The sequence below is a fragment of the Micromonospora sp. NPDC049799 genome (assembly GCF_040656655.1).
Lineage (GTDB): Bacteria > Actinomycetota > Actinomycetes > Mycobacteriales > Micromonosporaceae > Micromonospora.
Genome location: NZ_JBFAMU010000143.1, coordinates 1 through 10,958, shown reverse-complemented (window position 1 = coordinate 10,958; position 10,958 = coordinate 1). Strand labels below are relative to the sequence as shown.

The 10,958-nt window shown below is 73.3% G+C and carries 12 protein-coding genes; 9 read left to right on the top strand and 3 right to left on the bottom strand.

What is annotated here, in order from left to right:
- On the bottom strand, positions 1-1,181 hold a 1,181-nt coding region (locus tag AB0I76_RS13640), incomplete at its 3' end, for a hypothetical protein (protein WP_357034291.1).
- A 317-nt stretch (positions 1,182-1,498) separates the two neighbouring features.
- Between AB0I76_RS13640 and rsmD the strand changes: the two genes are divergently transcribed.
- The 9 genes from rsmD (at position 1,499) to AB0I76_RS13595 (ending at position 9,411) form a co-directional block, all read left to right on the top strand.
- Complete coding sequence (gene rsmD, locus AB0I76_RS13635) at positions 1,499-2,062, top strand: 16S rRNA (guanine(966)-N(2))-methyltransferase RsmD (RefSeq protein ID WP_357034289.1); 564 nt, start codon at positions 1,499-1,501, stop codon at positions 2,060-2,062.
- On the top strand, positions 2,059-2,547 hold the full coding sequence (gene coaD / locus AB0I76_RS13630) for a pantetheine-phosphate adenylyltransferase (RefSeq protein ID WP_357034287.1): 489 nt from the start codon (positions 2,059-2,061) through the stop codon (positions 2,545-2,547). Before rsmD ends, coaD begins: the two co-directional genes overlap by 4 nt.
- Before the next feature lie 146 nt (positions 2,548-2,693).
- Positions 2,694-3,191 carry a hypothetical protein gene (locus AB0I76_RS13625; protein WP_357034285.1) on the top strand — a complete coding sequence of 166 codons (498 nt, stop codon included), beginning with the start codon at positions 2,694-2,696 and terminating at the stop codon, positions 3,189-3,191.
- Positions 3,192-3,300: 109 nt separating this feature from the next.
- Positions 3,301-3,864, top strand: a complete 564-nt coding sequence (locus tag AB0I76_RS13620; protein WP_357034283.1) for a YceD family protein — start codon at positions 3,301-3,303, stop codon at positions 3,862-3,864.
- Between the two features lie 5 nt (positions 3,865-3,869).
- Positions 3,870-4,043, top strand: a complete 174-nt coding sequence (rpmF, locus tag AB0I76_RS13615) for a 50S ribosomal protein L32 (protein WP_357034281.1) — start codon at positions 3,870-3,872, stop codon at positions 4,041-4,043.
- 112 nt (positions 4,044-4,155) lie between these two features.
- Complete coding sequence (locus AB0I76_RS13610; RefSeq protein ID WP_357034293.1) at positions 4,156-5,142, top strand: phosphate acyltransferase PlsX; 987 nt, start codon at positions 4,156-4,158, stop codon at positions 5,140-5,142.
- Between the two features lie 76 nt (positions 5,143-5,218).
- Positions 5,219-6,130, top strand: a complete 912-nt coding sequence (rnc, locus tag AB0I76_RS13605) for a ribonuclease III (protein WP_357034279.1) — start codon at positions 5,219-5,221, stop codon at positions 6,128-6,130.
- Complete coding sequence (gene mutM / locus AB0I76_RS13600; protein ID WP_357034277.1) at positions 6,123-6,980, top strand: bifunctional DNA-formamidopyrimidine glycosylase/DNA-(apurinic or apyrimidinic site) lyase; 858 nt, start codon at positions 6,123-6,125, stop codon at positions 6,978-6,980. The genes rnc and mutM overlap by 8 nt, the downstream gene beginning before the upstream one ends.
- Positions 6,981-7,191: 211 nt before the next feature.
- On the top strand, positions 7,192-9,411 hold the full coding sequence (locus AB0I76_RS13595; protein ID WP_357034275.1) for an MMPL family transporter: 2,220 nt from the start codon (positions 7,192-7,194) through the stop codon (positions 9,409-9,411).
- A gap of 67 nt (positions 9,412-9,478) precedes the next feature.
- Here AB0I76_RS13595 and AB0I76_RS13590 read toward each other — a convergent pair whose 3' ends face one another.
- On the bottom strand, positions 9,479-10,375 hold the full coding sequence (locus AB0I76_RS13590) for an endo alpha-1,4 polygalactosaminidase (RefSeq protein ID WP_357034273.1): 897 nt from the start codon (positions 10,373-10,375) through the stop codon (positions 9,479-9,481).
- Positions 10,376-10,481: 106 nt separating this feature from the next.
- On the bottom strand, positions 10,482-10,958 hold a 477-nt coding region (locus AB0I76_RS13585), incomplete at its 5' end, for a CAP domain-containing protein (RefSeq protein WP_357034271.1).

Here is a 10,958-nt window from a genome sequence, read left to right as displayed (position 1 = left end):
GCGGCGATGCCGCCGGCCGCCGCACCGGTGACCGGGAGGCCGCCACCCTCGCCACCCTCGTCGCAGCCCTTCGGCTGCTTCCAGGCCAGCGGGCCGCCCGAGTCCAGGTCACCGGTGACGGTGACGGTGAAGTCGGGGCCGGCCGCGAAGGTGAGCGTCTCGGTCCTGCCGGGCTCGACGGTCACCGTCCGGGCGGTGCCGGTGCTCGGGGTGAACGTCGAGGTCACCGGGGCGCCGTTCGCCGGGTTGGCGATCTCGAAGATCATCTCGTCGCAGGTGATGTCGTACCCGGCCTCGGGCTCGCCGACCTCCGGCTCCTGGCAGTCCTGCGGCTTCTCCCAGCCGCCGGTCCAGGTCTTCATGCCCTCGGCTTCGACGGTGACCTTCGTCGCCTGCTCGGCGGTGAGCGTGAGCGTCTCGGCCTTGCGCAGCGGTACGGAGACGGTGCGGGTGAAGTCGGCGCCACCGGTCACGGCGAAGTCGACCGACGCGTTGCCGGTCCGGTTGACCAGGGTCAGTTCGACGGTGCCGTCGCAGTCGGAGGCGGCGACGACCTCCGGCGCGGCCACACAGGTGCCGTCGCCGCCGTTGTACCAGGCGCTAGGGCCCTTCGACCGTGCGCCCTCGCCGGACCGGCTGCCCACCTTGCGGTCGCCGTACCGGTCGCTGGTGTCGGTGAGCGGGTCGATGACCGTGCTGCCGAAGACGAAGTCGACCTGCGTGTAGCACTTCGGCACCTCGACCTCGAAGTCCAGGGTGGCCACGGCCAGTTCGCCCTCGCCGACGCCGGTGAACGCGCTCACCGACGTGTCGAGCACGTACTGCGGCACGGCGAAGCGCGCCGACGGCGCCACATAGGACACCAGGGCCAGGTCCTGCCGCTCACCCTCACAGAGCGGGCCGTTGGTCAGCGTGATCGACGCCTTGCCGCCCGGCCCGTCGAAGGTGTGGGTGTAGCGGGCGTCGGTGGCCGTGACACAGGTCGGGCCCTCCGGCGACGGGCTCCCGGCCGGCTGGGCGGTGGCGGTCGCGGTCGACTCGGCGCTGACCGGGGTCGACGGGGACGACGACGGGTCGGTGGCGAGTGCCGGCGAGACGGCCGCGAACACCGTGGCGAGGCCGGCCAGGGCGGCGGCGGCCACGGTGAGCGGTCGCCGGCGCGACAGCGGGGGACGGATCACGCGTACTCCCGGGGTGATGAAGCGTCAGGGGGTGCGGCGCGGGAGAGGCGGCCGGAGGGAATCGCGCGATGCCTCGCGGGCCTCCGGTTGCGGGTGCCGTCCCGTGCCGTGTGGCCGGCGGTGACCGCCGGCACCGGCAGACCCTAGCGAGATCGCCGCGCGCGTCACAGCGGTCGGCAAGCACCAAGGCTGATGTTATGAATGTGAGATCATTGATATACCAAGCGTGATCATCTGGCCGGTTTGCCGGCACGGACGGTGTCGCAGCCGGCCGGGGGAGGGTCGCGTAGCGTCATCGTCATGAGCAGGAGGAGACGGTGACCCGGATCGTGGCCGGGACGCTGGGTGGTCGCCGGATCGCGGCGCCGCCGGGCGCCGGCACCCGGCCCACGTCCGACCGGGTCCGGGAGGCGCTGTTCAGCGCGGTGCAGGCCGAGGTGGACCTGGCCGGCGCCCGCTTCGCGGACCTGTACGCCGGTTCGGGCGCGGTCGGTCTGGAGGCGCTCTCGCGCGGGGCCGCGCACGTGCTGCTGGTGGAGTCCGACGCCCGGGCCGCCCGGGTGATCCGGGAGAACGTGGCGATGTTGCGCGCGGCGTCCGGGGTGCGCCTGGTCACCGGAAAGGTGGCCACCGTCCTGGCGGCCGGGCCGGACGGCGACCCGTACGACGTGGTCTTCGCCGACCCCCCGTACGCGGTGCCGGGCGCGGAGATCACCGCGATGCTCGCCGCCCTGGTCGACGGCGGGTGGCTGGCCACCGACGCCCTCGTGGTGGTCGAGCGGTCCAGCCGCACCGGCCCGGTGGAGTGGGTGCAGGGCGTCACGGCGGAGCGCAGTCGCCGGTACGGCGAGACCACCCTTTGGTACGGTCGCCGATCATGAGACGTGCGGTGTGTCCCGGCTCGTTCGATCCGGTCACCAACGGACACCTCGACATCGTGGGCCGGGCCAGCCGGCTCTTCGACGAGGTGATCGTGGGAGTGCTGGTGAACCAGTCGAAGAGCGGCCTGTTCACCGTCGAGGAGCGCATCGAGATGCTCCGCGAGGTGACGGCCTCGTACGAGAACGTCCGGGTCGAGTCCTTCCGCGGCCTGCTCGTGGACTTCTGCCGGGCGCAGGAGGCGAGTGTGCTGATCAAGGGACTGCGGGCGGTCAGCGACTTCGACTACGAGCTCCAGATGGCCCAGATGAACATCGGGCTGGCCGGCGTCGAGACGCTCTTCATGCCGACGAACCCGCTCTACTCGTTCCTCTCCTCCAGCCTTGTGAAGGACGTGGCGAAGTGGGGCGGCGACATCTCGGCGCACGTGCCGGACCTCGTCCGTGCGGCCCTGCAGGCCCGCCTGGGCCCGGGGAAGCGCGCCTGACCCGGCCGGCGAGGCGGGAGTGCGGCGCGCCGGCCGGGGTGGATGGGGCGTGGGTCGCCGGCACACGACATCATGTGGGGAGCGCCGAATCCGGGTTCAGCCCGCATCATTGAGGTCGGCCGACGAACGACAGGAGTGAGGTACCGGTGGACCCGCTCGATCGCATCGACGAACTGATCACCATGGTGGAGCAGGCCCGCTCCGTCCCGATGTCGCGCAACAACTGCATGGTCGACCGTGGCGAGATGATCGCCGTGCTCGACGAGCTGCGCGCCGAGCTCCCCGCGGACCTGCGCCGCGCCGCCGCGCTCCTGGAAGAGCGGGACAAGATCATGGAGGCCGGGAAGCGGGAGGCGGACCGGATCATCAGCGAGGGTGAGGCGGAACACGCCCGGCTGGTCTCGGTGAACGAGATCACCGTGTCCGCCGAGCACGAGGGGGCCCGGATCATCGCGGAGGCCCGCGCCGAGGCGCAGCGTCTCCGTGACGAGGTGGACGACTACGTCGACACCGCCCTGGCGAACTTCGAGCAGTTCCTCACCCGGGCGTTGGCCTCGATAGAGCGCGGCCGCGACAAGATGCACGCGCTGCGGGAGATCGGCACCTTCGCTGGGGAGGAGGCGGAACGCCCGCTACCCTTCTGAGCGGCACCCCAGCAGCCGACAGCCGGGTGGTGTCCGGGCCCCGGTTCGACTCTCGGGCCCCCGTCCAGGTAACCTTTTTTGTCGGCCTCTCACCGGCCGGAGTCTGACTATGCCCAAACACTCGTCTTCATCACTCAACCCCAAGGCGCCGCTGGTCCTCGACACGAGGGACCTGCCGCGTCGCCCTGGTGCGTTGCGTACGGTCAAGCGGGTCGCCCCGGCACCGGCGGACCTCGGCGGAGAGTTGATCAGCGTGCCGGAGGGCGCGGACCTCGACCTCGACCTGAGGTTGGAGTCGGTGTCCGAGGGCGTGCTCGTCTCCGGGACCGTCTCCGGTCCCGTCCAGGGCGAGTGCGGCCGTTGCCTGCGCGAGATCAACGACTCGCTGGTCGTCACCATCCAGGAGCTGTACGCGTACGAGAACAGCACCACGGACGAGACGACCGACGAGGACGAGGTGGGCCGGATGCAGGACGATCTGATCGACCTGGAGCCGGCGCTGCGGGACGCGGTGGTGCTCGCACTGCCGACCAACCCGCTCTGCCGGGAGGACTGCCCAGGCTTGTGCCCCGAGTGTGGGGTGCACTGGGACGATCTGCCGGCCGACCACAGTCACCAGCAGATCGACCCGCGTTGGGCGGGCCTGTCGCAACTGACCCGTAAAGAGGAGTAAGAACCGTGGCCGTCCCCAAGCGCAAGATGTCGCGCAGCAACACCCGCGCCCGCCGGGCGAACTGGAAGGCCACGGCGGTCGTGACCGTGGCCTGCCCGCAGTGCAAGTCGGCGAAGCTGCCGCACGCCGCCTGCGCCGTCTGCGGCACCTACAACGGCCGCCAGGTCCTCGAGGTCTGACGGACACCGAGTGACGCCCCCGACCGCAGGTCGGGTGGTGCGCGCACCCTGGCACTCGCCCGGTGTCCCGGCTCCCTCCGACGCCGGCCGGCCTGAACCGGCCGGCGTTCCGGTGGAGCCGGGCACCGCGCGGATCGCCGTCGACCTCCTCGGCGGGGACGATGCTCCCGCCGTCGTGGTTGACGGCGCTCTGCGGGCCATCCGCACCGATCCTGACCTGCACCTGCTGCTCGTCGGCCCGGCCGAGGTCGCCGACGGGCTGATCCATGCCCTCGACCCGGCCGAACGCACCCGCATCGCGGTCCGGCCGGTCGGCACCGTGGTCGGCATGGCCGACCATCCCAGCGCCGCGCGGGCCGACAGCACCGTCCGGGCCGCCGTGCACGCCGTCCGGGCGGGCGCAGCCGACGCGCTGGTCTCCGCCGGGTCGACCGGTGCCACGGTCACCGCCGTCGCGCTCGGCCTCGGCCGCTGGCCGGACGTCCGCCACCCGGCCCTCGTCGCGACCCTGCCCGCCGTCGACGGCCCGGTGGTCCTGCTGGACGTCGGCGGTTCGTTGGAGCCCCGACCGAGCGTCCTGGCCCGGCACGCCGTGCTGGGCGCCGCCTACGCCGCGGTCGCTCACGGCATCGCCGAACCCCGGGTCGGGTTGCTCTCCGTCGGCTCCGAGCCGGGCAAGGGCGACCGCGCCCGGCGTCTCGCCGACCCGATCCTGGCCGCCGCGTCGCTGCCGCACGGCGGGCGGTACGTCGGCCTCGTGGAGGGCCACGACGTCTCCCTCGGCGCGCGCGCCGATGTGGTGGTCACCGACGGGTTCACCGGTAACGTGCTGCTCAAGGCGATCGAGGGCGCGTACGCGATGGCCGGTGGAGCACCGGCCGGCGGTGGCGCCCCGCGTGCGGCCGCCCTGCTCGGGGTGGCCGGGACGGTGGTCGTCTGCCACGGCGCCGCCCAGCCCGGTGACGTCGCGTCCGGCATCGCCCTCGCCGCCCACCTGTGGCGGCGTCGTGCCGCCGACCTGGTCCGCGCACTGATCGACGGCGCCGACATTCCGGGCCGAGAAACCCGCACCACCGACACCGAGGTATCCAATTCATGAACGAGCGTCAGCGAGTGAATCATCGGCTCAGCGCGAAGGTGCCTCATGGCGGCGCGGAGCGCAGCGGAGTGCCGGCATGAGCAACGACAAGCGCCGGCGCACGTCCGGCGGTCACCTGGAGGCGGCGTTCGGCGTTGCGCTGGACCCGGAGCTGCTGGAGCGCGCCCTGACCCACCGCTCGTACGCGTACGAGAACGGCGGGCTGCCCACCAACGAGCGGCTGGAGTTCCTCGGCGACTCGGTGCTCGGCGTCGTCATCACCACGGCGCTGTTCCACAACCACCCCGACCTGCCCGAGGGGCAACTGGCGAAGCTGCGGGCCAGTGTCGTCAACATGCGGGCCCTCGCCGACGTGGCCCGGGGGCTCGGCCCGGACGGTCTCGGCGCCTACCTGCTGCTCGGCAAGGGCGAGGAGACGACCGGCGGCCGGGACAAGGCGAGCATCCTCGCCGACACCCTGGAGGCGCTGCTCGGCGCGATCTACCTGCAGTACGGGCTGGACACCGCCGCGATCGTCATCCACCGGCTGTTCGACCCGCTGATGGCCGAGTCGGCCGGCCGGGGCGCGGCGCTGGACTGGAAGACCAGCCTCCAGGAGCTGACCGCCGCACTGGGGTTGGGCGTCCCGGAGTACCGCATCGAGGGCGCCGGGCCGGACCACCTCAAGACCTTCACCGCCTGGGTGGTCGTCGCCGGCAACCGGTACGGCGGAGCCGAGGGGCGCAGCAAGAAGGAGGCGGAGCAGCGGGCCGCCGAGTCCGCGTGGCGGGTGCTCACCGCCCACGCCGAGGCCGAGCAGGCGGAGCGCGCCGCGCAGGCCGCCACGGAGGTGTCCACCCCCGCCGCCGGACCGGCCGGACCGGGCGCGGAGCAGCCCGCCGCCCCGGCGCAGGCCCGGGTCGCCGCCGAGCACAACGGCAGCGGCAACGGGCGGATCGGGGCCCCCGACGCGGTCGCCGAGGCGGCGGACGAGGCGGGCCGTGCCTGAGCTGCCCGAGGTCGAGACGGTCCGGCAGGGGCTGGCCCAGTGGGTCATCGGCCGGCGGATCGCCTCGGTCGAGGTGCGCCACCCCCGGGCGGTACGCCGGCACACCGCGGGCGGCGCGCACTTCACCGACGTGCTGGCCGGCCGGACCATCCTCGACGTACGCCGCCGCGGCAAGTACCTGTGGCTGCCACTGGACAGCGGCGACGCGGTGATCGGCCACCTCGGTATGTCCGGCCAGCTGCTGCTGCAACCGGGCGAGACCCCCGACGAGACGCACCTGCGGGTGCGGTTCCGGTTCGCCGACGACGGTCCGGAGCTCCGCTTCGTCGACCAGCGCACGTTCGGCGGGCTGTCGGTGAGCGAGGGCGGGGCGGACCTGCCGGCCGAGATCGCGCACATCGCCAGGGACCCGATGGATCCGGAATTCTCGGACCCGGGCTTCGTCGCCGCGCTGCGCCGGCGGCGTACCGAGGTGAAGCGGGCCCTGCTCGACCAGTCCCTGATCTCCGGCGTGGGCAACATCTACGCCGACGAGGCGCTGTGGCGGGCGAAGCTGCACGGCGCCCGGCCGACCGACGCGCTGACCGGGCCGGCCGCGCTGCGCCTGCTCGGCCACGTACGGGACGTGCTCGGCGAGGCGATCACCGAGGGCGGAACCAGCTTCGACGCCCTCTACGTCAACGTCAACGGCGAGAGCGGCTACTTCGACCGCTCACTGAACGTCTACGGGCGGGAGGGGCTGCCGTGCCGCCGCTGCGGCGCCCCGATCCGGCGGGAGGCGTTCATGAACCGGTCGTCCTACAGTTGCCCGCGGTGCCAGCCCCGCCCTCGGGGAGCGCTCCGGGGTTGACCCCGAGACGACTCCGGGTCGCCTGCGGCGCGTCCGGGCGTCCGGTCCGGGAAGGATCCGGGTGACGGCCCCCTCCGGGCATCCTCAGGCGGTGCGGCGGGCCGGAAGCGGGTTCCGGGGTGGACCGGGGCCGATCCCCGATGTCCCGCGCGCGTCACGCCCATAGCGTCAGCACCGTTGACAGGGGACTGACGTGACAGGGGGACCCGGAATGGGTGCAAGACCGGTGACGGTGCGGCTGGCGAGGTGGAGTGCCGAGCACCCGTGGCGCGCGATCGCGCTGTGGGTGGTGTTCGTGGCGGTGTGCTTCGTGGGGGGGAACGCCGCCGGCCTCAACGAGGCGACCGACTCGGACCAGGCGATCGGTGAGTCGGGCCGGGCGGGGCTGATCGTCTCGTCCGGGAACTTCGCCGACCCGGCCGAGGAGAACATCCTCATCACGCCCCGCACGGGCACGCTCGACCCGGCGGCGGCGAAGGTGGCCGCCGACGACGCCGCCGCCACGCTGCGGAGCGTCGAGGGGGTGGCCTCGGTCGGCACGCCGATCCCGGCGCGGGACGGCGGCGCGCTGCTGCTGCCGATCACGATGTCCGGCGACCCGGAGACCGCCTCCGACCGCGTCCAGCCGCTGCGCGACGCCACCGCCGGCGTCCAGGACGCCCACCCGCAACTGCGGATCGAGCAGGTCGGTGGGCCGTCCATCAACAAGGCCCTGGACGACACGCTCGGTGCGGACTTCAAGCGCGCCGAGCTGCTCAGCCTGCCGGTCACCCTGGCCATCCTCATCGTCGCGTTCGGCGCCCTGATCGCCGCCGGCGTACCGGTGCTGCTGGCACTGTCCTCGGTGGCCGCCGCGATGGGCCTCAGCACGCTGGCCTCGCACCTGGTGCCGGCGACCGACACCACCGCCAGCGTGATCCTGCTGATCGGCATGGCGGTCGGTGTCGACTACTCGCTGTTCTACGTGCGCCGCGAGCGCGAGGAACGGGCCAAGGGCCGGTCGGGGCTGGACGCGGTGGAGATCGCCGCCGAGACCTCCGGCCACGCCGTGGTGGTCTCCGGCCTCGCCGTGATGATCTCGATGGCCGGGTTGCTGCTCGCCGGTGACGTGGTCTTCTCGTCCCTCGCCGTCGGGTCGATCCTGGTGGTCGCGGTCGCCGTGATCGGGTCGCTGACCGTGCTGCCGGCGCTGCTGGCGAAGCTCGGCCGCTGGGTGGACCGGCCCCGGGTGCCCCTGCTCTGGCGGCTGACCGCTCCGCGTACCGGGCGGCACGGCCAGCCCGCCGCGCCCCGCTTCTGGCCGGCCGTGCTGAGGCCCGCGCTGCGGGCGCCGGTCGCCACCCTGGTGATCTCGGTCGGGCTGCTGCTGGCTCTCGCCGCGCCGGCGCTGGGCATGAAGCTCAAGTTCCCCGGCATGGAGGACCTGCCGCGCACCACGCCGGCCATGCAGGCGTACGACCGGCTCACCGCGGCCTTCCCGAGCAGCGGCACGAGCCACACGGTGGCGGTCCGGGCGTCCGGGGCCGAGGCCGGCCGGGTGAAGGCGGCGCTGACCGAGCTGTCCGCCCGCGCCTCGGCGGACCCGCTGTTCGCGCCGCCGGAGGCGGACGGCCCGAACATCGAGGTGTCGGCCGACGGCCGGGTGTCGGTGCTGGAGGTGTCCATCCCGTACGCCAGCCGGGACGACCGGGCCGTGCAGTCGCTGGACCGGCTCCGCGACGACCTGGTCCCGGCCGCCCTCGGCGGGATCGGCGGGGTCGAGTACGCGGTCGGCGGCGAGGTCGCCGGCAGCGAGGACTACGCGCAGCACGTCCGGGACAAGCTGCCGATCGTGATGGGCTTCGTCCTGGCGCTCACGTTCCTGGTGATGACGTGGGTGTTCCGGTCGGTGGTTATCGCGCTCAGCTCGATCCTGCTGAACCTGCTCTCCGCCGGGGCCGCGTACGGCCTGCTGGTCCTGGTGTTCCAGGGCGACTGGGCCGACGACCTGCTCAACTTCACCTCGATGGGCGCCATCGTCTCCTGGCTGCCGCTGTTCCTGTTCGTGGTGCTCTTCGGGCTCTCGATGGACTACCACGTCTTCGTGGTCAGTCGGATCCGCGAGGGAATCCGGGCCGGCATGTCCAACTCCGAGGCCGTCGCGTACGGCATCACGTCCTCGGCGGGTGTGGTGACCAGCGCGGCGATCGTGATGGTCGGCGTCTTCTCGATCTTCGCCACGCTGAGCACCATCGACATGAAGCAGCTCGGCGTCGGCCTGGCCGCCGCGATCCTGCTGGACGCCACGATCATCCGCGCGGTGGTGCTGCCGGCGCTGATGACGATGCTGGGCGACGCGAACTGGTGGGCACCGAAGTTTCTCCGGGCCCGTCCGGCCGCGACGCCCGCCGACCCGCCGGCACCGGCCCCGGAACTGGTCGGCGCGCGCTGACCGACCCCGTACCGGGACCGGAGGGCCGGGCCGCACCCGCGGGCCGGCCCTCCGGCCGTACGCGGCGTCAGGGGAGGCGGCAGGGCTGCCGCTCGGCGTCCAGCTCCCGGCTCTTGCGGATCGAGGAGAATCCGTACCCGAGGGTGGTCACGCAGAACACCGCCGGGTCGCCGGTGAACTCGACGTGGAAGACCGGCTTGCCGGCGTCGGTGAACGGCAGCAGTTTGGCGCACCGGTTCAGCCGGACGCACTCCCGGCTGACCGCGAAGTCGAAGTCCGGCGCCAGCGCGGCGATCTGGCCCACGTCGTCGACCAGGCCGGGGGAGAGGTCCAGGGAACGGGCCAGGGTCGCCAGCCGCCGGTTGAAGACGAGTTGGTCGTCGAAGCCGAGCGGGAAGCCGGTGCGCTGGGCGTACCCGTCGGCGTCGACCAGGGCGACCGCGCCGAACCCCTTGCCCCGGCACAGCCGGAACCGGTCGGCGAGCACCGGCCCGAGCAGGTCCCAGCGGCGTACGTCCAGCCACCGGCGCTGCGGGTCGCGGCTCGTCACGCCCCGTACCGCCGCCCCGCGCACGGCCGACGGGAAGCGACCGGCGTCCGGGTCGGTGTCCGCGTACGAGCCGACGGGCACGTGGCACACCAGCCTCCGGTCCCGCCGGCGCAGGGCGGCGGTCTCCTCGGCGGTGACGCCGACCGCGTCGAGCAGGAATACGTCGGCGTCGACCGTGACGTCCACCGGGCCGGTGAGCTGCCACTGCCACTGCCAGCGGTGTGCGTACGCCGCCGGCCACGGCGTCGGTGCCTCGGGTGGCGCCAGTTGCGGGTGGCAGGCGTACACCGGGGTCGGGAGGGTGAGCACGACGGCGGCCGCCAGCGCCCGCCGGAGCGCCCGTCGCCGCGGACGCCGGCCGGTCGTGCCGGACGGCGCCTGTCTCGGCGCGGACGCCCACCACCGGATCCGCATCGGTCGCTCCCGGGTCCTGGCGGGGCCCCCTCGCCGCACGCCGTACCCGGACAAACGAGCGCCCCCCGCCCGACGTCGCGGGTGGGGGGCGCTGTGGGGTGCCGGGTCAGCGCGGCGCGGCGAAGACCTGCGTCCAGTACGGGCCGTTGCTGCTGGCCACGCCGACGCCGATCTCGGTGAAGGCGCAGTTGAGGATGTTGGCGCGGTGGCCCGGGCTGTTCATCCACGCGTCCATGACCGCGGCCGGGGTCTTCTGGTTCCAGGCGACGTTCTCGCCGTAGGTGCGCCAGGCGTAACCGACCCGGTCCAGGCGCTCGCCCGCATCGCTGCCGTCACTGCCGTCGTGCGACATGTTCTGGTGGTCAGCCTGGTCCTGGCTGTGCCGCTGGGCGGCGGTCATCAGTTTGCTGTCGATGCCCAGCGAGCCGCAGCCGGCCTTGGCCCGCTCGGCGTTCACCAGGTCGACGACCTGGCGTGCCTGGCTGCTGACGCCGGTGCTGGTGGTGGTGGCCTGCCCGGCGGTCGTCGGCGCGCTGCTCCGCTCGGTGCGCCGCGACGGCGCGGTGGTGCGGGACGGCGCGGG

Excerpts from the sequence above, each read along its gene's own strand:
- coaD (WP_357034287.1), top strand. The coding sequence starts at position 2,059 with ATGAGACGTGCGGTGTGTCCCGGCTCGTTCGATCCGGTCACCAACGGA.
- AB0I76_RS13620 (WP_357034283.1), top strand. The coding sequence starts at position 3,301 with ATGCCCAAACACTCGTCTTCATCACTCAACCCCAAGGCGCCGCTGGTC.
- rnc (WP_357034279.1), top strand. The coding sequence starts at position 5,219 with ATGAGCAACGACAAGCGCCGGCGCACGTCCGGCGGTCACCTGGAGGCG.
- AB0I76_RS13595 (WP_357034275.1), top strand. The coding sequence starts at position 7,192 with ATGGGTGCAAGACCGGTGACGGTGCGGCTGGCGAGGTGGAGTGCCGAG.
- AB0I76_RS13590 (WP_357034273.1), bottom strand. The coding sequence starts at position 10,375 with ATGCGGATCCGGTGGTGGGCGTCCGCGCCGAGACAGGCGCCGTCCGGC.